This is a genomic window from Roseomonas nitratireducens, assembly GCF_017813355.1.
Classification (GTDB): Bacteria; Pseudomonadota; Alphaproteobacteria; order Acetobacterales; family Acetobacteraceae; genus Neoroseomonas; species Neoroseomonas nitratireducens.
The window spans coordinates 458,732-478,831 of sequence record NZ_JAGIYZ010000001.1 but is presented as its reverse complement, the minus strand read 5'-3'; the positions used below and the strand labels follow the sequence as shown (position 1 = coordinate 478,831).

The 20,100-nt window shown below is 73.6% G+C and carries 20 protein-coding genes and 1 tRNA gene; 7 read left to right on the top strand and 14 right to left on the bottom strand.

The features are described 5' to 3' along the window. Nucleotide 1 precedes the first annotated feature (1 nt). The 3 genes from J5Y09_RS02215 to J5Y09_RS02205 all read right to left on the bottom strand — a co-directional run bounded on the left by J5Y09_RS02215 (nucleotide 2) and on the right by J5Y09_RS02205 (nucleotide 3,141). A complete protein-coding gene (locus J5Y09_RS02215) occupies nucleotides 2-1,276 on the bottom strand; it encodes a CmpA/NrtA family ABC transporter substrate-binding protein (RefSeq protein WP_245216737.1) in 1,275 nt (424 codons plus the stop codon). Then, a complete protein-coding gene (locus J5Y09_RS02210; protein ID WP_209350069.1) occupies nucleotides 1,273-2,346 on the bottom strand; it encodes a CmpA/NrtA family ABC transporter substrate-binding protein in 1,074 nt (357 codons plus the stop codon). Before J5Y09_RS02210 ends, J5Y09_RS02215 begins: the two co-directional genes overlap by 4 nt. A gap of 234 nt (nucleotides 2,347-2,580) precedes the next feature. Continuing rightward, the gene (locus J5Y09_RS02205; protein ID WP_209350068.1) at nucleotides 2,581-3,141 is read right to left on the bottom strand and encodes an ANTAR domain-containing response regulator; all 561 of its coding nucleotides are present in this window, start codon (nucleotides 3,139-3,141) and stop codon (nucleotides 2,581-2,583) included. 281 nt (nucleotides 3,142-3,422) lie between these two features. On the opposite strand from J5Y09_RS02205, the gene J5Y09_RS02200 reads away from it, so the two are divergent. From J5Y09_RS02200 to J5Y09_RS02175, 6 genes are all read left to right on the top strand, one after another. Continuing rightward, nucleotides 3,423-4,625, top strand: coding sequence for an aspartate aminotransferase family protein (locus J5Y09_RS02200; RefSeq protein WP_209350067.1), 1,203 nt, complete (start codon nucleotides 3,423-3,425; stop codon nucleotides 4,623-4,625). Between the two features lie 5 nt (nucleotides 4,626-4,630). Beyond that, nucleotides 4,631-5,572, top strand: coding sequence for an ornithine carbamoyltransferase (gene argF / locus J5Y09_RS02195; RefSeq protein ID WP_209350066.1), 942 nt, complete (start codon nucleotides 4,631-4,633; stop codon nucleotides 5,570-5,572). Nucleotides 5,573-6,024: 452 nt separating this feature from the next. Continuing rightward, nucleotides 6,025-7,731, top strand: a complete 1,707-nt coding sequence (locus J5Y09_RS02190; RefSeq protein WP_209350065.1) for a methyl-accepting chemotaxis protein — start codon at nucleotides 6,025-6,027, stop codon at nucleotides 7,729-7,731. Between the two features lie 75 nt (nucleotides 7,732-7,806). Continuing rightward, a complete protein-coding gene (gene hslO / locus J5Y09_RS02185) occupies nucleotides 7,807-8,781 on the top strand; it encodes an Hsp33 family molecular chaperone HslO (protein ID WP_209350064.1) in 975 nt (324 codons plus the stop codon). Nucleotides 8,782-8,786: 5 nt separating this feature from the next. Then, nucleotides 8,787-9,404 (top strand): hypothetical protein, encoded by a 618-nt coding sequence (locus tag J5Y09_RS02180; protein WP_209350063.1) that lies wholly within the window; start codon nucleotides 8,787-8,789, stop codon nucleotides 9,402-9,404. Nucleotides 9,405-9,462: 58 nt separating this feature from the next. Next, nucleotides 9,463-9,852: a RidA family protein gene (locus J5Y09_RS02175; protein WP_209350062.1), complete on the top strand. Its 390-nt coding sequence runs from the start codon at nucleotides 9,463-9,465 to the stop codon at nucleotides 9,850-9,852. A 7-nt stretch (nucleotides 9,853-9,859) separates the two neighbouring features. Here J5Y09_RS02175 and J5Y09_RS02170 read toward each other — a convergent pair whose 3' ends face one another. The 6 genes from J5Y09_RS02170 to metZ form a co-directional block, all read right to left on the bottom strand. Continuing rightward, a complete protein-coding gene (locus tag J5Y09_RS02170) occupies nucleotides 9,860-10,873 on the bottom strand; it encodes a hypothetical protein (RefSeq protein ID WP_209350061.1) in 1,014 nt (337 codons plus the stop codon). 19 nt (nucleotides 10,874-10,892) lie between these two features. After that, nucleotides 10,893-11,282 (bottom strand): helix-turn-helix domain-containing protein, encoded by a 390-nt coding sequence (locus J5Y09_RS02165; protein ID WP_342451385.1) that lies wholly within the window; start codon nucleotides 11,280-11,282, stop codon nucleotides 10,893-10,895. 88 nt (nucleotides 11,283-11,370) lie between these two features. After that, on the bottom strand, nucleotides 11,371-12,015 hold the full coding sequence (folE, locus tag J5Y09_RS02160; RefSeq protein WP_342451380.1) for a GTP cyclohydrolase I FolE: 645 nt from the start codon (nucleotides 12,013-12,015) through the stop codon (nucleotides 11,371-11,373). A 113-nt stretch (nucleotides 12,016-12,128) separates the two neighbouring features. Continuing rightward, nucleotides 12,129-12,542: a Co2+/Mg2+ efflux protein ApaG gene (gene apaG, locus J5Y09_RS02155; protein WP_209350058.1), complete on the bottom strand. Its 414-nt coding sequence runs from the start codon at nucleotides 12,540-12,542 to the stop codon at nucleotides 12,129-12,131. Nucleotides 12,543-12,609: 67 nt separating this feature from the next. Further along, nucleotides 12,610-13,221 (bottom strand): LysE family translocator, encoded by a 612-nt coding sequence (locus J5Y09_RS02150; RefSeq protein ID WP_209350057.1) that lies wholly within the window; start codon nucleotides 13,219-13,221, stop codon nucleotides 12,610-12,612. Between the two features lie 4 nt (nucleotides 13,222-13,225). After that, the gene (metZ, locus tag J5Y09_RS02145) at nucleotides 13,226-14,446 is read right to left on the bottom strand and encodes an O-succinylhomoserine sulfhydrylase (protein WP_209350056.1); all 1,221 of its coding nucleotides are present in this window, start codon (nucleotides 14,444-14,446) and stop codon (nucleotides 13,226-13,228) included. Nucleotides 14,447-14,694: 248 nt separating this feature from the next. On the opposite strand from metZ, the gene J5Y09_RS02140 reads away from it, so the two are divergent. Further along, nucleotides 14,695-14,768, top strand: a tRNA-Gly gene (locus tag J5Y09_RS02140). Between the two features lie 18 nt (nucleotides 14,769-14,786). On the opposite strand, the gene J5Y09_RS02135 is transcribed toward J5Y09_RS02140, so the two are convergent. From J5Y09_RS02135 to J5Y09_RS02115, 5 genes are all read right to left on the bottom strand, one after another. After that, nucleotides 14,787-16,121, bottom strand: coding sequence for a coiled-coil domain-containing protein (locus tag J5Y09_RS02135; protein ID WP_209350055.1), 1,335 nt, complete (start codon nucleotides 16,119-16,121; stop codon nucleotides 14,787-14,789). 163 nt (nucleotides 16,122-16,284) lie between these two features. Beyond that, nucleotides 16,285-16,836, bottom strand: coding sequence for a demethoxyubiquinone hydroxylase family protein (locus J5Y09_RS02130; protein WP_209350054.1), 552 nt, complete (start codon nucleotides 16,834-16,836; stop codon nucleotides 16,285-16,287). 31 nt (nucleotides 16,837-16,867) lie between these two features. Then, complete coding sequence (locus J5Y09_RS02125) at nucleotides 16,868-17,722, bottom strand: NUDIX hydrolase (protein ID WP_209350053.1); 855 nt, start codon at nucleotides 17,720-17,722, stop codon at nucleotides 16,868-16,870. 90 nt (nucleotides 17,723-17,812) lie between these two features. Further along, nucleotides 17,813-18,577, bottom strand: coding sequence for a competence/damage-inducible protein A (locus J5Y09_RS02120; RefSeq protein WP_209350052.1), 765 nt, complete (start codon nucleotides 18,575-18,577; stop codon nucleotides 17,813-17,815). Nucleotides 18,578-19,084: 507 nt separating this feature from the next. After that, nucleotides 19,085-20,095 (bottom strand): bifunctional GNAT family N-acetyltransferase/(deoxy)nucleoside triphosphate pyrophosphohydrolase, encoded by a 1,011-nt coding sequence (locus J5Y09_RS02115; protein WP_209350051.1) that lies wholly within the window; start codon nucleotides 20,093-20,095, stop codon nucleotides 19,085-19,087. Between the last annotated feature and the right edge of the window lie 5 nt (nucleotides 20,096-20,100).

Below are 20,100 nucleotides of genomic sequence, written 5' to 3'. Positions count from 1 at the left end.
ATCACGCCGCGCTCAGCTTCTTGATCGCGAGGCTGTCGAGATAGGCGCGCGGGTTCTCCGGGTCGAAGACCTTGCCGTCGAAGAAGGTCTCCCGCCCGCGCGACGTGCCGGTGGGCGTCTCGGCGTTCGGCACGCCGGCGCGCGCGGCGGCGGCGCGCCAGATGTCCTCCCGGTTCACCTCCCGCAGCAGCGGCGCGGTGTCGAGACCCTCCGGCAGGATGCCCCAGCGGATGTTCTCGGTGAGGAACCACAAATCGTGCGACCGGAAGGGGTAGGAGGCATGGTCGCGCCAGAACTTCATGGTGATGTCGAGGTTCGTGGCGCGGCGGCCGTCGCCGTAGTCCACCTCGCCGCGCATGCGGCCGATGATGTCGTTGACCGGCACGTTGAACCAGGCGCGGCGGCCGAGGATCTCGCACATCTCCTGCTTGTTGGCCGGCGTGTCGCACCAGCGCGCGGCCTCGATCACGGCGGCCGTCATGGCTTCCGTCGCGCGCGGGTTCTGCTGCACGAAGTCGCCGCGCATGGCGAAGCACTTCTCCGGATGGTCCTTCCAGAACTCGCCGGTGACGAGCGCGGTGTAGCCGAGCCGCTGGTTCACCAGCTGCGCGTTCCAGGGTTCGCCCACGCAGAAGGCGTCCATCGTGCCGACGCGCATGTTGGCGACCATCTGCGGCGGCGGGACGACGATGGTGGAGACGTCGCGCTCCGGGTCGATGCCGCCGGCGGCGAGCCAGTAGCGGATGAACATGTCGTGCGTGCCGCCGCGGAAGGTCATGGCGACCTTGCTGTCGCTGTTCAGCGCGCGCTTGAGCGGCGACGCATCGAGCCGGGCGCCGAGGGGCTTGTGCTTTTCCGCGACGCTGATCGCCTGGCCGTTGGTGTTGAGCCGCGCGAGCAGCGCCATCGGCACCGGCTGGCTGTTCTGCACGATGCGGCCCATGTGGATGTGGTAGGCCATGGGCGTCAGCAGGTGCGCGCCGTCGATGCCGCCGCGCCCGCCGCCGAGCACGAGGTTGTCGCGCGTCGCACCCCAGCTCGCCTGGCGCGCCACCTCGACCTCCGGCATGCCGTGCTTGGCGAAGAAGCCCTTCTCCTTGGCGATGATCAGCGGCGCGCTGTCGGTCAGCGCGATGAAGCCGAGGGTCGCCTTGCGGACCTCCGGCGTCGTCGCCCCCTGCGCGAAGGCGCCGCGCGGCGTGGCGGCGCGGGCGGCGGCGAGAAGCGCCGCGGTGGCGGCGATGGCGCTGCGGCGGGTGGTCGGGATGCTCGTCATGCGGCGGGCTCCTGCGGGATCGGGGTGGATGCGGAAGGGGCAAGGCGCGCGGCGGCGCGTTGCCAGAGGTCGGGGCGCCAGGGGCCGCGGGCGGCATCCTCCGCCGCGCCGGCGGGCAGGTGGCCCCAGCGGCGCATGGCGGCGAACCAGCGCTCGGCGGTGGCCGGCGATGGCGGGTGGTCGGGATCGAAGCCGAGCGGCGCGGCGAGCCGGGCGGGCAGCCCGCCCGGCGGCGCGGCGACGCAGCCTTCGAGCGCCGCCGCGACCGTGGCGTGCGGCATGCCGGGAAAGACGCGCTCGGCCAGCAGCGCGGCGGCGGCCGGGCGGTTCGCGGGATCGTCGAGCCAGCGCTGTGCCTCGATCACCGCGGCGGTCGCGGCGACGACCTGGTCCGTCGCGCGAAGCGCGAAGCCTTCGGCGAAGGCGAGCACCTTCTCCGGATGGTCGGGCCAGATGTCGCCGGTGGACAGCGCGTAGCGCCCGGCGCCGAGCGCGACCGCGTGGCTGCCCCAGGGCTCGCCGGCGCAGAAGCCCTCGATCGCGCCCTCGGCCAGCGCACGGGCCATCTGCGGCGGCGGCACGACGACCAGCCGGGCGTCGTGGTCCGGGTCGAGCCCGCCCGAGGCGAGCCATTCGCGCAGCAGGTAGTTGTGCGAGGAATGCGGGAACACCACGCCGAGCGTGGGCGGCGGCAGGCCTTCCTCGGCCCGCGCATGCAGGGCGGCGGCGAAGGCGGCGGCCGGCAGCGGCGGCGCGACGGCGCCGGCCGCGTCGGCGAGCGCATGCGACAGCACCAGGCAATTGCCGTTCCGCCCGAGCCGCAGCGTGACGTCGAGCCGCCGCTTCAGCCCGCCAGCGCCGACCGCGAGCGCCACCGCCATCGGCCCGAGCAGATGCGCGGCATCCAGCACGCCGAAGGCCAGCTTGTCCCGCAGCGTCGCCCAGGCCCTTTCGGGGGAGAGCACGACGCGCAGCCCGGCCGCCGCGAAGAAGCCCAGCGCGTCCGCGACGACGAGCGGGGCCGCGTCGGTCAGCGGGACATAGCCGATGCGCAGGGGCGGAGCATCCATGTCGCGGCGGTCCGGAGGCGATGATCGCCTCGATCGCGGACCGCCATTGGCCCACGGGTGACGCATGGAAGGGCTCAGGAGGCCCGCCACCTCGTTGCGGCGGGCACCTGCCGCGATGCTGCGGCGCAACGGAAAAAGCACAGGGCGCCGGCGGAGGGGAAGCAAAAAGCCGCCCGCTGATTGGGCGATTCTTCGACTTTGCGACCGAAATCGATCAATAAGCGTTCATTATGATTATATATCGCGCAAAAACCGCTGCGCCACCTGCGCCAGCCTCTCCCCGCGATCCATCGCCCAGCGCCGCAGCAGGCGATAGGCGTCCTCCTCCGACAGGCGCCGGCGCTGCATCAGCACGCCCTTCGCCCGCTCGATCACCACGCGGTCGGCCAGTGTCGCCTGCGCTTCCTCGAGTCGCGCCCGCAGCGCCTGGTGGGCGCGGAAGCGGCGGATCGCCACTTCGATCACCGGCCGGACGCGGGTGGGGGAAAGCCCTTCGACGACATAGGCGGCGACGCCCGCCTCGATCGCCGCCTCGATCTGCTCGGGTTCCCCGCGGGCGGCGAAGACCACGACCGGCCGGGGTTCGTCGCGATGCAGGGCGCGCATGCTCTCGAGCGCATCGCGCCCGGGGTCGTCGATGTCGCAGACGATGACGTCGGCCTGGGCCTCCCGCACCCGCGCGATCAGGTCCCCGGCGTCGGGGGCGACCGCGACCACGCGGCAGCCGGCCGCTTCCAGCCCGGCCGCCACGGCGGCGGCCCGCTCGGCCTCCCCATCGATCAGCAATACCCGCAAGGCGCCTCCGGTCCGGACGGTCGCCGCGCGCTGAAGTCGCTCCCGCCCCCACAATGTCCCGGCGGGCGCCGCGAAGGAAGCCGGATGTTCCGCGCCCCGGCCCGCGCGCCGCAAGGTGACGGTGTCCAGAGGCCTTTCGGCCTCTGGCGGGGGAGCCCGAGGGGGCGGCGCCCCCTCGGCCTTCCACCAGCGGCCGTCTTGCGGTTAATCTTCGCGTTTCCCCGCGCCAGCGCCGCGGCTGTCGCGCGCGCCCGCCCGGGGAAAGACGGAGAGCGCATTCCGTGATTCCCGCCCTGATGCCGACCTACAACCGTGCCGAGCTCGCCTTCGAGAAGGGCGAGGGCGCGCGCCTGTGGACGGTCGACGGGCGACGTTTCCTCGACTTCGGCGCCGGCATCGCGACCTCCTCGCTCGGCCACGGCCACCCGCACCTGGTGAAGGCGATCGCCGAGCAGGCCGCGCGGGTGATGCACGTCTCGAACCTGTATCGCGTGCCCCAGGCCGAGGAGCTCGCCGCCCGCCATGTCGCCGCGTCCTTCGCGGACAGCGTCTTCTTCTGCAACTCGGGCGCCGAGGCGAATGAGGGCATGGTGAAGGCGGTGCGGAAGTACCACGCCGAGAACGGCCATCCCGAGCGCTTCGGGATGATCTGCTTCGACGGCGCCTTCCACGGCCGCACGCTCGCGATGCTCGCCGCGACCGGCAACGAGAAGTACCTGGCCGGCTTTGGCCCGCCGGTCGAGGGCTTCACCCATGTGCCCTTCGACAACATGAACGCGGTCCGCAGCGCCATCACGCCGCAGACCGCGGGCATCATGATCGAGCCGATCCAGGGCGAGGGCGGCGTGCGGCCCGCGCCGATCCGCTTCCTGCGCGAGCTGCGCCAGGTCTGCGACGAGTTCGGCCTGCTGCTCGCGCTGGATGAGGTGCAGACCGGCATGGGGCGCTCGGGCAAGCTCTGGGCGCACCAGTGGGCGGGGATCGAGCCCGACGTCATGTCCAGCGCGAAGGGCATCGGCGGCGGCTTCCCGCTCGGCGCGATCCTGGCGAAGGAGAAGGTGGCCAAGCACCTCAAGCCCGGCACGCACGGGACGACCTATGGCGGCAATCCGCTCGCCTGCGCGGCGGGGCTCGCGGTCATGGACGTCGTGATGGCGCCGGGCTTCCTCGACGGGGTCGATCGCGTCGCGCGGCACCTGTGGCGCGCCCTGCTCGACCTCGCCGCGAAGCATCCGGCGGTGATCGAGGAAGTGCGCGGCGCCGGCCTGTTGCTCGGCATCAAGCTGCGTCCGGAGGTGAACAACGGGGAGATGCAGGGCGCGGCGGTGGCCGAGGGCCTGCTGACCGTCGCGGCGGGCATGAACGTGCTCCGCCTCGCCCCCCCGCTGATCATCACGGAAGCCGAGGCGGACGAGGCGGTAGCACTTCTCGACCGCGCCTGCCGCCGCATGACGCCATCGGGGGCGCAGGTGGCGGCGAAGTGAGCGCGATGCTCAAGACGATCGGCGGGGGGCCTGGCGCCCCCTGCCATTTCCTCGAGATCATGGACATCGAGGCGACGGCGCTGCGGCGCATGCTCGACCTGGCGGCGAAGGCCAAGCGCGGGGAGGTGACGAACCGCCCCCTCGCCGGCAAGAACATCGCGCTGCTGTTCGAGAAGCCGTCCACGCGCACGCGCGTGTCCTTCGAGGTCGGCATCCGCCAGCTGGGCGGCGACGCCGTGGTGCTGACCTCCCGCGACATGCAGATGGGGCGCGGCGAGACGCCGGCGGACACCGCGCGCGTGCTGTCGCGCTACGTCGACGCGATCATGCTGCGCACGGACGACGTGCGGAAGATCCGCGAGCTGGCGGAACACGCGACGGTGCCGGTGATCAACGGCCTGACCGACATCTCCCACCCCTGCCAGATCATGGCCGACGTGATGACCTTCGAGGAGCATCGCGGCCCGATCGCCGGGCAGGTCGTCGCCTGGACGGGGGACGGCAACAATGTCGCGCAATCCTTCATCCAGGCCGCGGCGCGCTTCGGCTTCACGCTGCGCATCGCGACGCCACCCGAACTCGCCCCGCCGGCCGCGCTGCTCGACTGGGCGCGGCGCGAAGGCGCGGCGATCGAGCTGACCAACGACCCGCGCGCGGCGGTGGCCGGCGCGCGCTGCGTCGTCACCGACACCTGGGTCTCGATGTCGGACGAGAAGGAAGGCCGCGCGCCGCAGCGGCACAACCTGCTTGCACCCTACCAGCTGAACGCCGCGCTGCTGAAGCACGCCGCGCCGGATGCGATCGTGATGCACTGCCTGCCCGCCCATCGCGGGGAGGAGATCACGGACGAGGTGATGGACGGCCCGCAGAGCGTGGTGTTCGACGAGGCGGAGAACCGGCTGCACGCGCAGAAGGGCGTGCTGCTCTGGGCGCTCGGCCTGGGCTGAGGCCCAGCGCCGGCCCATCCCCGCCTTAGCGCCCGCCGCGCGGGCGACCCGCGCGCTCTAGGCGATACATGACCCGCGCGCCATAGGCGATACATGACCCGCGCGCCATAGGCGATACATGACCCGCGCGCCATAGGCGCGACATGACCCACGCGCCATCCGCGCGACGCGACTGGACCCGCGGCGCGTCGCGCTTGGTCGTGCCCGCGCCGCGCCAGGCGCCGCGTGCCCGGCCGTCGCCCCCGCGACCGACACGGCGCAGACGGACAGGCCCGCGGCCCCGCCATCCGGGCACCGGTCTCCGGCCCATCCGGCAACCCGGAGCCATGCCCCGGCGCCTGCCGATCGGAGGCGCCACGCCAGCCGCTCTGACCGAAAATTCCGGCCGGAAAGATCGGCTTCACAGTTTTGTGCGATCGTTACGAGAGGAATTCATTGCCAGGGAATGCATCATGGCGTTCGCACTGCCCGCCCGCCTCGTCAGCGCCACCCGACGCATCGGCATCGTGCCGAAGCTCGTGAGCGTCGCGCTCGTGGCGGTCGCCCTCGCCGTCGGCACCGTCCAGTTCGTCGAGGTCAGGAGCTACGAGCAGCGCAGCATGCAGCGCGCGCAGGCGGCGCTCGACATGAACCTCTCCCTGCTGCGGGAGATGCTGCGCCCCCTCGGCACCGAATGGGCGATCCGCGACGGCAAGCTGACGCTTGGCGGCCAGCCGGTCGAAGGCCGCAACGACGTCGTGGACGCGGTGAAGCGCGTCGCCGGCGGCGTCGCCACCATCTTCCAGGGCGACCAGCGCATCGCGACCAACGTGCAGCGGCCGGACGGCACGCGCGGCGTCGGCACACGGCTCGCCGCCGGCGCCGCCTACGATGCCGCCATCACCCGCGGCCAGACCTATCGCGGCCGCAACGTCATCCTCGACCGCGACCACATGACGATCTACGAGCCGATCCGCGACGCGGGCGGCCGGCAGGTCGGGCTCCTCTTCGTCGGCGTCCCGGTCGAGGACATCGCCGCCGAGGTCGCCGCCCAGGCGCGCAACGCCATCCTCACGGCGGCGGGCGTCGCGGCGCTGGTCGGCCTGCTGCTCTGGGTCGTCATCGTCCGCGCCATGCGGCCGCTCGACGGCATCACCCGGGCGATCGGCGCCATCGCCGAAGGCCGGACGGATGTCGATGTGCCCTGCCGCGACCGCGCCGACCAGCTCGGCCGCATCGGCCGCGCCGTCGAGACCCTGCGGGAGACGACGATCCGCGCCGCGCGCGCCGAACAGGAGGCCGCCGAGGCCCGCGCCCAGGCCGAGGCCGCCCGCCGCACCGCCGCCGAGGCCGCGGCCCGCACGGTCGAGGAACGGATGGCCACGGTCACGCGCGCGCTGGCCGCCTCCGCCACGCGGCTGAACGGCGCGACGATGCATCTGGCCGACGGCGCCGCCGCGGCGTCCGCCCAGGCCGCCACCGCGGCGTCCGGCGCCGACCGCGCCAGCGCCAATGTCTCGACCGTCGCGGCCGCGGCCGAGGAAATGGCCGCCTCCATCACCGAGATCACCCGCCAGGTCGGCCAGGCCGCGACCATGGCCCGCCGCGCCGCCGAGCAGGCCGGCGCGACCGATGCGAGCGTCCGCCAGCTGGCCGAGGGCGCGCAGCGGATCGGCGAGGTGATCGGCCTGATCAGCGACATCGCCGGGCGCACCAACCTCCTCGCGCTCAACGCCACGATCGAGGCGGCGCGCGCCGGGGACGCCGGCAAGGGCTTCGCCGTGGTGGCGAGCGAGGTGAAGGCCCTCGCCGCCCAGACCGCCAAGGCGACCGAGGAGATCGGCCGCCAGATCGCCGAGATCCAGGGCAGCACCGGCCAGGCCGTTGCCGCCATCCAGGGCATCGGCGAGGTGGTGCGCGAAGTGGACCACGTGGCGAGCGCCATCGCCGCGGCGGTCGAGCAGCAGGGCGCGGCGACGCAGGAAATCGCCCGCGGCGCCGGCCTCGCGGCCAGCGGCACCGAGGAAGTCTCCGGCAGCGTGGTGGAACTGCGCCACGGCGCCGAGACCGCCGCCGCCCGCGTCGAGGAACTGCGCGACGTCGCCGCCGAGGTGGATGCGAGCGGCCAGGCCCTGAAGCAGGAGGTGGACGGCATCGTCGCCACGCTGCGCGCCGCCTGAACCATTCCGCCCCGGCCGCCTTGGACGCGGCGGCCGGGGGCGCCTATCTAGGGGGCCGAACCTCCAGGCCCCCACGTGTCCAGCCCGACCGAACCTTCCGCGACGCCCGCCTTCCTCAACCATGACCGGCCGCCCGTGCCCGACCTGGTCGTGCCGCGCGGCGTGCTACCCTTCCACCTGCACCAGCGTCCCGTCCGCGGGCGGCTCATCCGGCTCGGGCCGCTGGCCGACGCGCTGCTGACGCGCCACGACAACGATCCGTCGGTCACCATGCTCGTGGGCCAGGCGCTGGCGCTGACCGCGGGCCTCGCCGCCGCGCTGAAGTTCCGCGGGTCCTTCAGCCTGCAGGCCAAGGGCGACGGCGCCGTGCCGATGCTGCTGGCCGACTGCACCGATTCCGGCGCGCTGCGCGGCTATGCGCGCGCCGATGGCGACAGGCTCGCCGCCCTACTGGCGGAGGATCCGGCGCCCAGCGCCGCCGCGCTGCTCGGGCAGGGCTACCTGGCCTTCACCTGCGACCAGGGGCCGGACATGGAGCGCTACCAGGGCATCGTCGCGATCGAGGGCGAAAGCCTCACGCAGATGACCGGCGCCTATTTCCGCAGCTCGGAGCAGATCGCGACGCATGTCCACCTCGCCTGCGCGCAGACGCCGGCGGGCTGGCGCGCCGCCGCGCTGATCCTGGAACGCGTCGCCGGCGCGGGCGGGATCGGGCAGGACATGGACACCGCCGCGCAGGACGATGCCTGGCGCACCGCCGTCGCGCTGGCCGCGACGCTGACCGATGCCGAGCTGCTGGACGACGCCCTGACGGGCGAGCGGCTGCTGCACCGGCTGTTCCACGCCGAGGGGCTCGCGGTCGACCGCGCCCGCGCGCTCTCCTACGGCTGCCGCTGTTCCCGCGCGCGGCTGGCCGGCGTGCTGGGCGGCTTCGGCGCCGAGGACCTCGACCACATGGCGGAGGAGGGGACGATCACCATGACCTGCGAGTTCTGCAACATCGGCTTCCGCTTCGAGCGCGCCGAGATCAGCGGCGCCGTGGAGCGCTGAGGCCGATGTCCCTGCCCCGCCGCGCCGTGCTGCCCGCGCTGCTCGCCACCGCCGCCTGCGGCGGGGGGGATGCGCCGCCGCCGCCGCCTTCCGGCCCGCCCTCCTACAGCCACCTGACGCCGCTGCGCATCGCGGTGGAACGGCTCGAGATCGTCCCGCCCGAACCCTCCGCGGTGCGCGCCATGCCCCCCGCGCCGCTGCCGCCCGCCGAGGTGGTGCGCATCATGGCCCAGGACCGGCTGTCGGCCGCCGGTGGCCCGGGGGTGGCGCGCTTCCGCACCGTCGCCGCGACGCTGGTGCGCGAGAGCAGCTCGGGCGGCGTCTTCACCGGCGGGTCGGAACGGCTGACTTGCACGCTGCGCTGCCGGCTCGAGATCGTCTCCCCCGAGGGCCAGCCGGCCGGCTTCGCCGAGGCCGAGGTGCGCCGGACGATGAGCGGCCCGGCCGGCAGCGAGGCCGACCGCGCCCGGCGCGCGGACGAGATCGTCCGCCAGGCCGGCCGCGACCTGAACGTGGAATTCGAGTTCCAGCTGCGGCGGAACCTGCGCGCGGTGCTCGCCGCCCCGGCCGCCCCCGCGCCCGCCGCCGCGCCGGTCGAGGCCGAGCCGCTGCCGCGCAGCTGACGCCGCCCGCGCGCGGCGACCCCGCGCGCCAAGACCGAACCCCGAGGGAGCACCCGCCATGGCCCGCATCACCTTCTCCAACCCGCCCGGCGCGCCGATGCCGCAATCCCGCTATTCCCAGGCGGCGCTGATCGAAGGGGAGGGCCGGCGGCTGGTCGCCTCCGGCCAGGTGGGACTGCGCCCGGACGGCTCGCTGGTGGAGGACCCGGAGGCGCAGATCGACCAGTCGCTGGCCAATCTCGGCGCCATCCTCGCCGCGCACGGCATGGGGCCGGCGAACATCGTCAAGATGACCGTCTTCCTGACCGACACCGCGCTGGTCGGCGCCTGGCGGGCGCGGCGGGACGCCTTCCTCGCCGGCCACGCCCCGGCCAGCACGCTGCTGGTCGTGGCGGCGCTGGCCAGCCCCGCCTTCAAGGTGGAGGTCGAGGCCGAGGCGGTCGCCTGACCCGGCCCTACCACCACCCGTCCATCGGCACCCGCGCGCTGGGGCCGAGGCGGATGGGCTCGGGCGGCTCGAAGCCCTCGTTCTCGGGCAGGGGCGCCTGCCCCTTCTCCCGGCCCAGCGCGGCGACCGACTTCAGCCCGGCAAGGATCGGCGAGCCCGCCTTCGCCGGGCCGTCCGCGTACCATTCGAACCAGGGCAGGCCGGCGCGGGCGTAGTCGGCCGCGGTCGGCGGGACGGTCGGCGGCGCCTCCCCCGCGATGGCCTGCCAGGCGAGGCTGTTCGCCAGGTGGACGAAGCAGCGGGAGCGGGCGGTGGTTTCCCAGGCCTCGGGCGGCTCCGACGCCTCCTTGATCTCCTGCAGGATCGACCCGCCGGGGGCGAGGCCCATGGCGCTGGGCATCATCGGCGTGGCCAGCCCGTCGACGCACATCGCCATGTAGGCGTGGACGGGAGCGTTGCGCGCCTCCTCGAGCCGCTTCTCCCACAGCGCCGCCTTCAGCGGATGGGCGAGCAGCTGCACGCCGCCATGCTCGGCAGAGCCGGTCACCTGCTCCTCGGCCGTGTATCCCTGCCCGAGCGGCATCGCGACGAATTGCCGCACCACGCCCTTCTCCACGCAGAAGCCGTCGAGCCAGGGCTGGCCCGGCACCTCCAGGTAGTCCTGGTCGGCGAAGTCGGGCGCGTTGTCCCAGGGCTTGCCGTTCACCGCGTTCACCTTGCCGGCCGCGACCTTGAGCAGGAACGGGTAGCCGGTGGGGGAGGAAAAATTCAGCCAGCAGGCCTCGGCCTGCCACATCGGCATGGCGATGCCGCCGCGCCGCGCCCAGCCCGCGGGCAGGCGCGCCGGGTCCAGGTCATCGACCGCGCGCAGCGGGAAGCGGCCGAGGCCCGGCGGCAGGCGGTGCCGCCTTCCGTCGTCCGGCACGCGCAGCGTGCGCTGGAACTCGACGCGCAGCACGGCGTCGCGATGGACCTCGGGGAACTCGAAGATCAGCGTGTCGCGGTCGAGGCCAAGCGCCATGGCGGTCTCCTTCCAGGATCTACCATTCGCCGTCGCGGATGCGGCGGATGGTGCGGGTCAACTCGGCCTCCGGCAGGTCGCGCAGGGCGCGGACGGCCTCGGCCAAGGCGGGGCGGGCGAGCAGGGCGGCGGTGACGTCCTCCGCCACCCGGCCGGCGAGCGGCAGCAGCGCTTCCGCCTCCAGCCCGAGATCGGCGGCGAGCGCGCGCAGGAAGGGCTCGGTCGGGCGCTGCGCGCCGCGTTCCACCAGCGAGAGATAGGTCGCCGAGACGGCGAGCCGCGCGGCGACGGCGCGGACGGAGAAGCCGCGCGGGTCGGCGGCCGCCCGGGCCAGCCGCGCGGCGCGGAGCCGCTCCCCGAGCGACGCGTCGGGGCGGTCGGCCTCGGGCGGGGACAGGGCAGCGATCACAAGTGTCAACTAGACACTTTACGCCAAAGGGTCAAGAAAAAGGGGGCCGGCCGGACCGGACCCCCTCATCGACCGCCGGCGGAAGGGCTCAGCCCTCCCCGCCCGCGCCCCGGCTGCCCTGGATCATGGACAGGAACTCCCGCCGCGTGGAGGCATCGTCGCGGAAGGCGCCGAGCATGCGCGACGTCACCATCGACACGCCGGTCTTGTGCACGCCGCGCGTCGTCATGCACTGGTGCACCGCCTCGAACACCACGGCCACGCCCTTGGGCTTGAGCACGTCGTTGATGACGTTGGCGACCTGCGCGGTCAGCTTCTCCTGGATCTGCAGGCGCTTGCCGAAGGCTTCCACCACGCGGGCGAGCTTGCTGATGCCCACGACGCGCCCGTTCGGCAGGTAGGCGATGTGCGCCTTGCCGATGATCGGGCACATGTGGTGCTCGCACATGCTCTCCACGCGGATGTCGCGCAGCAGCACCATCTCGTCATAGCCCTCGACTTCCTCGAAGGAGCGGGCGAGCAGCTCGACCGGGTCTTCCTCGTAGCCGCAGAACCATTCGCGATAGGCCTTGGCCACGCGCTTGGGCGTGTCGAGCAGCCCTTCCCGGTTCGGATCGTCCCCGGCCCAAAGAAGCAGGGTGCGGATCGCGTCCTCCGCCTGCTCCTGCGTCGGCCGTTGCAGGGTGGAGGCCTTCTCGTCCTCGGGGCGGGCGGCGGGGAGGTGGATGTTCACGGGCAAGGGTCTTTCCGGCAGCGCGATGCCAGGGGATGGGGGCCGCTCGGCGTGCCCCTCGGTCCTGGTTGCGGCTGACATGGGGGCATGCGCCGGGGGCGCAAGCCGGGCCTTCAATGCACCCGTCCGGAGGGCTGGTGCGGGCTGTCCAGGCTGAAGGCGGGGATCGCCACGTCGAAGGCCTCCCCGCTGTCCTGCACCACCATGTGGTAGGCGCCCCGCATGAAGCCGGAGGATGTCTGCAGCGGCGTGCCGGACGTGTATTCGAAGCGCCCGCCGGGCTCGAGCACCGGCTGTTCCCCGATCACGCCCGCGCCGTGGACCGTCTGGGTGCGGCCGAGCGCGTCGGTGATCTCCCAGGTCCGGCGCAGCAGCTGCACCGTCTCCGGCCCCGTGTTCGCGATCTCGACGCGATAGGCCCAGACGTACTGCCCGCGCTCGGGCTCGGACTGATCGGCGAGGTAGAAGGCGCGCACCGACACGCGGATGCCACGCGTGGTCGCGCTGAACTCGTCCTTCCTGGCCATGGCCCTTGCCACTCCCCGTAGCCTCACTGAAGCGCCACGGGCGGGGTCTTGTCCATATGCGCCGGCGTCAGCCGCGCCGCATCGCCGCCGTGGCGATCCCCGCGCCGACCAGCAGCGCGCCCCCGCCGCGGTTGAAGGCGCGCCGCACCGCGGGCCGGCGCACCGCCCCCGAAAGCCGCGCGGCGAGCAGCGCGTAGATGCCCGCATTCAGTGCCGCGAGCGTCACGAAGCTGGCCACCAGCACCACCGCCTGCGGCATGAAGGGGGCGGCCGCATCGACGAACAGCGGCACGAAGGCGACGAAGAAGGCGATCGACTTCGGATTGAGCGCGGTGACGACATAGGCGTCGCGGAAGGCGCGCCGGGCGGAGACGGGTGCCGCGGCCCCGTCCTCCACCGGCGCGCGCCACAGGCGCACGCCCAGCCACACGAGATACGCCGCGCCGGCGAATTTCAGCACGGTGAACAGCGTGGCGGATGCCGCGAGCAGCGCGCCGAGGCCGGCCAGCGACAGCGTCATCGCCGTCAGGTCGCCGAGCGCGACCCCGGCCACGAGCGGCAGCGCCGCCCGCCGCCCCGCGCCCAGCGACTGGCCGATCACCAGCAGGATGGTCGGCCCCGGGATCGCCAGCAGCACCGCGGTCGCGGCGAGGAAGGCAAACCAGGTCTCGACCGCCACGGCGCTATTCCGCCGCGCGCGCCGTCGCTGCGTTCGCCGCGTCCAGCGCCTGGCTGAGGTCGTCGATGATGTCCGCGACATCCTCGAGCCCGACGGAAAGCCGCACCGTGCCGTCCGCGATGCCGAGCCGCGCGCGTTCCTCCGCGCCCACGCGCATATGCGTCGTGGTGGCGGGATGCGTCGCGAGCGACTTCGAATCGCCGAGGTTGTTCGAGATGTCGATCAGCCGCAGCGCGTCCATGAAGCGGAAGCAGGCGTCCTTGCCGCCCTTCAGGTCGAAGGTGACGAGCGTGCCGCCGGCCGACATCTGCGCCATGGCCAGGCGCTGCTGCGGATGGTCGGCGCGGAAGGGGTACAGCACGCGCGCGACCTCGGCGCGTTCCGCCAGCATGTCGGCGACCGCGGCGGCGTTGCGGCACATGGCGGGCACGCGCAGGTGCAGCGTCTCGAGCCCCTTGAGGATCACCCAGGCGTTGAAGGGGCTGATGGACGGGCCGGTGTTGCGGATGAAGGGCTGCAGCACGTCCTCGACCCACTTCTTGGATCCCAGCACGCAGCCGCCCAGCACGCGGCCCTGGCCGTCGAAATGCTTGGTCGCGGAATAGACGACAATGTCGGCGCCGAAGGCCATCGGCTTCTGCAGCAGCGGCGTGGCGAAGACGTTGTCCACCACCACCAGCGCGCCCGCCTTGTGGGCGAGGTCGCACACCGCCCTGAGGTCCACGATGTCGAGCATCGGGTTGGACGGCGTCTCCAGCAGCACCATCGTGGTGGGCCGGGACAGCGCCGCTTCCCACTGCGCGAGGTCGCCGCCATCGACGAACTCCGTCGCGATGCCGTAGCGCGGCAGCAGCGTCGAGACGATCCAGTGGCAGGAACCGAACAGGGCGCGGGAGGCGACGACGCGATCACCGGCCTTCAGGTGCGACAGCATCGCGGCATGCACCGCGGCCATGCCCGTGGCGGTGCAGCGGCAGGCCTCCGCCCCTTCGAGCGCGGCGATGCGGGCTTCGAGCATCGCGACGGTCGGGTTGCCGAAGCGGGAATACTGGTAGTGCACCTCGGTGCCGGCGAAGGTCGCCTCGGCCTGGGCGGCGCTGTCGTAGACGAAGCCGGAGGTGAGGAACATCGCCTCCGCCGTCTCGTCGAATCCCGAGCGCATCTGCCCGCCGCGCACGAGCAGCGTGGCGGGGCGGAGCGGGCGGTCGGGGCTGGACTTGGCCATGGGGCGAACCTTCGCGAAACGAAGCGTCCGGCCCCTTCACGGGCGGCGGGCGCGTTCCACCCGCACGGCCGTTTAGCGCGCTTCTTTTCGCATCCCGTGGGATGCGCCCCCGAAGGGAACCTCGCCGCAAGCTGGCCGGACAAATCGCGAGGGGCGTCTCCGCCGGCCCCGTCGTTACGCCGGGCCGGCCCGAGAGGTCAAGCGCCGGTCTTGCCCGCCCCCGTCCGGCCCGACTATACCGAAGGCACGCGGGCGTAGCTCAATGGTAGAGCTCTTGGTTCCCAACCAAGTGACGAGGGTTCGATTCCCTTCGCCCGCTCCACCAGCCCCATCCCCTGTCTCAGCGCGGCGTGGCCGGCGCCGCCGGCGCGTCAGGCGAAGGCGCGATTACCGTCACCGCGCCCGGATTGCCCGCCTCCCGCGCGCGGATGATGCGCTGCTCGAGTTCCGTCAGCGTGCCGCGGCGTTCCGTCAGCCGCGCCTCGGCCGCGGCGATCTGCCCGGCGAGTTCCGCGCGCCGGCGCTCGGCCGTCGCGAGCTCGTTGCGCAGCGCCTCGGTCTGGGCGGCGAGTTCGGCGCGCTGGCGCTCGGCGGCGGCAAGCTGGGCGCGGGCGGCATCGGCCTCGGCCCGCGCGCGCGCCGCGTCCTGCGTCCCGCGCGCGACGGCGTCCTGCGCCTGGCGCTCGGCCGCCGCGGCGGCGGCGCGGCGCTCGGCGACCACGCGCTCGGCGGTCTGCGCTTCCTCCCGCAGCCCGGCGATGCGGCGCTGCTCGGCGTCCGCGGTCTGGCGCAGCTCCGCAAGGCGCTGCTCGGCCTGGGTCACGTTCGCGCGCAATTCGCCGCTGCGCTGCTGCAGCCCGCGCAGTTCCGCCGCCACCTGGTCGCGCGACGCGGTCAGGCGCGCCACCTCGCCATCGAGGCTCGTCACCGCCTGCCGCCGCGCCGTCGCCTCGGCCTCGGCGCGCGTGACCGCGTCGCGGGCGGAAGCGAGCCGCGTCTCGGTCTCCCGCAGCCGGCCTTCCTGGGCCGTCTGCTGGGCGCGGATATCAGCCAGGCGCCGTTCCTCCGCCGTGCTGCGGGCGTTGAGTTCGGCGAGCCGCCGTTCCGTCGCGGCGGCCTCGGCGCGCAGCGCCTCGCCGCGCCGCTGTTCCTCGCCCGCGCGGGCGCCGAGGCTGGCCACGCGGCCTTCCGCCGCGCTCGCCTCGGCCCGCAGCGCGGTCAGCCGGCGTTCCTCGGTGTTGGTCTGGTCGCGCAGGCCGGCCAGGCGCCGTTCCGATTCGGCCGCCGCCGCGCGGCGGCTTTCCACCACGCCCTGGGCCTGCGCGCTGTCCTGCTGCAGCGCGGCGAGGCGCCGTTCCTCCTCGGCCACCCGGCGGGCGAGCTGCGCCGCTTCCTCCTCCGCCGCCGAGCGGCCGGACCGAGCGGTGCCGAGGTCCGCCCGCGCGCGCACCAGCTGCCGCTCGATCGCCGCGAGGTCGCCGCGCGCGCGGCGCTCGGCGGCCAGCGTGCGTTCCAGGTCGGCCACCTGGGTCGTCAGTTCGCGCGTGCGGGTCTGGGCGGCGCCGAGGTCGCGTTCCAGCCCAGCCACCCTCTGCTGCTCCATCGTCGTGGGGCCGCAGGCGGGCAGGATGGCGACGGTCGCGAGAAGGGCGAGGCGGGCGAGGCGTGGCATCATCGACGTCTCCCGGCAGCCGCGCCTTGGGGGGAGGAAAGGCGGCGCTGGATGCCCTGGCGAAGGTGGCGGGCAAGGGGGCCGCGAGTCCACCCCCCATCGGTTGCATTGCGGAAGGATCGGCGCGGGGCGGACGCGCCGCGCTGCGTCCGCCCCGCGGCCGGCGTCAGATCCGCTTGGCGGCCGCGACGGCGGCGGCGGACCCGCTGCCCACCACCCAGGCCCAGGCGCGCAACAGCGGGCCATAGGCCGGGCCCTCGCCGGCCTCCCGCGCCTCGTCGCGATGATGGACCTCCTCCTCCCGGCACCTTTCCAGCAGGGCGTGGATCTCGGGGAGGATGCCCTCGCGCTCGAGTCGCTCGGTCTGGGCGCGGTAATGGTGGTCGACGAAGGTCTCGACCGCGTCGACGGTAGCGAAGACCGCGCGCGGGCCGAACAGCGCGGGCAGCGCGCCGGTCAGCCAGCCGGCGACGCGCCAGATCGGCAGCAGGCGGCTGTGCTCGGCGGGCGGCAGCAGGCCGTTCAGCAGGTCGAGATGCCCCTGCTCCGTCTCCCGGTGGCGGGTGGCGAAGTCGCGCACGGCGGGGTCGCGGCTGAAGGCGAGGATGCCGTCGTAGATGCGGACCGCGCCGGTCTCCCCGGCATGGTCGGAGCGGAGTTCGTCGACCAGCCAGGCGGGCCAGGCGGCGGGGATGGTCTCGGCGGTGGTGGTGCTCATGTGTCCGCACATGGCGCCGCGGCGGCGGCGGTCAATCCGGCCCCTGGTCCAGCCCGGCGCGCAGCGCGCCGTCGGGGTCGGGCACCAGCCCCTCGCGCAGGAACAGGTCGAGCAGCACGAGGTTGACGTTGAACTTCACCGAATCGGTCGCGCGCACCGTCTCGACCACCCGCGCGGCGGGCCAGAGCTCGAAGCGCTCCACCTCGTCGTCGCCGGGGCGGGGGATGACGCCCTCGGGGATGTCGAGGTCGTAGCAGTGCAGCACGTCGCGCCGCAGCCCTTCCTCGTTGCGCATGACGTAGGAGACGCGGCCCGCGGGGCGCGCGGCGGCGGCCAGCATGGGCGGCAGGCAGGCTTCCTCCGCCGCTTCCTTCACCAGGCATTCCTCGGGCGACAGCCCGGCCGGGATGCCGCCGGCGACGATGTTGTCGAGCTGGCCCGGTGCCACTGCCTTGTCGCGCGAGCGCACGCCCACCCAGATGTGCAGCCCGTCGGCGCGGCGCACCAGGCCGTTCACGTGCACGCCCTGGGACATGATGCCGAAGGCCGGCAGGGCGCCGCGGTCGATGGCGGCGAGCGCGGGGCCGCCGCTCGTCTCCCGCACATCGAACAATTCGCGCCGGATGCGCAGGAAGCCGCCGGCGACGAGCGCGGGCAGCGCCTGGGCCAGCGCCTCGCTGCGCTGCCCCGGCGTACGCAGCCGCGCGGCCAGCGCGACGCCATCCGCGTCGAAATGGAAGTCGCGCGGGCGGAAGGTCAGCGCCTGGGCGAGGTCGGGCGAGACCCAGCCGACCTGCGCCGCGCCGACGCGGAAGGCGATCAGCCCGGCGGGGGAGGCGATGTTGTTGCAAGCCGCGATGTGGCGGGCGAAGGCGGGATCCGGCATGGGCGAGGGCTTAGAGCAGATCGCCCGTGGCTGGAATCACCTCGTGTGCGGGAGGATGCGCGCAGGACGATGCCGGCGCGGGCAGCGCCGTCAGGCCGGTTCGCCTTCCACCGGCAGGGCGCCGCAGGCGCGCATGAAGACCAGCACGTCATGCGCGGCGCGCTTCACGCCATCCGCATCCGTGCCCTTGGCGACCACCGCGACGCCGCCGCCGCCCGCCCGGTAGTAGGGGTAGGAGCCGATGTCGATTTCCGGATAGCGGCCCTGGATGTCGGCGAGCCCGTCCGCGATGCGTCCTTCCATGAGCCCGTTCGCGTGCACGGCGGCGGAGACGACCGGCGCGCCGCCCTTCAGCGTCGGGGCCAGCGCCTCGAACATCGCCTGCATGATGCGCGGCACGCCGGCGAGCACATGGACGTTGCCGACCGTGAAGCCCGGCGCGATGGACACGACGTTGTCGATCAGTTCCGCGCCGCGCGGCATGGTCGCCATGCGCTGGCGCGCGGCGTTGAAATCCCCGGGCGGGTCCTGGCGGGCGTAGTGCGTCTCGAGCCGCCGCCACGCCTCGGGCTGCGGTTCCCAGGGCACGCCGAAGGCCTCGGCGACGCATTCGCTGGTGATGTCGTCATGCGTCGGGCCGATGCCGCCGGTGGTGAAGACGTGGTCGAACTTGGCCCGCACCTCGTTGATCGTGGCGACGATGGTGGCGCGGATATCGGGGATGACGCGCGCTTCGCGCAGCGGGATGCCGATCTCGCCGAGGCGCGTGGCGAGGAACTTCAGGTTGGCGTCCTGGGTGCGGCCCGAGAGCACCTCGTTGCCGATGATCAGCAGGCAGGCGGTCGGGTTGCTCATGACGAATCCTCCGGCCGCGAGGATAGGCGGTTGGCGCGCGGCGGGAAAAGGCGGAACGAGGCCGAATCCACTCCGTGCCCGCCAACAGGCCCCGCGCCAAGCGGATCGAGGCCCTGCCTCGATCCGGGAGGGCGAAGCCCGACCGCGCCCAGACCATCACCCCCGCCCGGCGCGACGGTTCGCGGCGCGAAAGCCAAGCCGCCGGATGGCGGCGCCGGCGCCTGAGGCACACAAACACACCGGATCGAGGCACCGCCTCGATCCGCGAGCGCGAAGCGCGAACGCGCCCAGACCATCACTCCCGCCAGGCGCGACAGTTCACGGCGCGCAAGCCAAGCCGCCGGACGGCGGCGCCGGCGCCTGAGGCACACAAACACACCGGATCGAGGCCCCGCCTCGATCCGCGAGCGCGAAGCGCGAACGCGCCCAGCCTGTCAGCCGCGCCCGGCGCGCCCGTCCACGGCGCGCAAGCCAAGCGCGCGCATGCGCGCGCCGGCGATTGAGGTCCTACAAAAAGTCTCTCAACAACGCCACCAGCGGCACATCCGCCGGCGGCATCGCATAGTCCGCCAGCCGCTGCGGCCGCACCCAGGCCAGCGCCTGCCCTTCCAGCGCCGTCACCGCCCCCTGCCAGCGGCGGCAGAGGAACAGCGGCATCAGCAGGTGGAAGGACTCGTAGCCATGCGAGGCGAAGGCGAAGGGCGCGAGGCAGGCCTCGGTCACGTCGATGCCGAGTTCTTCCTTCAACTCGCGGATCAGCGCGCGCTCCGGCGTCTCCCCCGGCCGCACCTTGCCGCCGGGGAATTCCCACAGGCCGGCGAGCGGCTTGCCCTCCGGCCGGCGCGCCAGCAGCACGCGGTTGTCGGGGTCGATCAGCCCGACCGCGGCGACCAGGAGAATCGGCTTGCCGCCTTCCACCGGCGGTTCCGCCGGCGCGGGCGCGGCGGCCGTCGCCGACGGGGCGATGTCGCCGCGCCCGGCCTCGAACAGCAGCACCGGCATGGCGCCGCCGCGGGAGAGGAAGTCGCGCTCCCCCTCCCCCACCGGGCGGAAGCCGATGCGGCGCAGCACGGCGGCGGAGCGCGCGTTGTCGGTCAGCGCGCTCGCCGTCAGCCGGTCGATGGCGAGGTTCGCCAGCGCCCAGCGCGCGAGCCGCCCCGCCGCTTCCGGCGCGATGCCCTGCCCCCAGTGGCGCCGCCCGACCCAGTAGCCGAGCTCTGCGCTGCGCGCCGCGCGGTCGAGCGTCAGCCCGACGCAGCCGAGCAGCGCGCCGCCTTCCTCCTCGCTCCGCGCGATCGCCAGGTGATAGGCCTCGCCTTCCGCCAGGCGCTCGGCGGTCGAGCCGATCCATTCGTCGGCGAGGTCGCGCGGATAGGGGAAGGGCACGCGGGCGAGCGTCTTCGCCACCTCCCAGTCGTTCACCAGGCGGTGCAGCTCGGCGGCATCCTCGGCGCGCAGCGGGCGCAGCAGGAAGCGGCCGGTGGGCAGCGGCGCGAAGGGCGGGATGGAGTCGGGCATGTGGT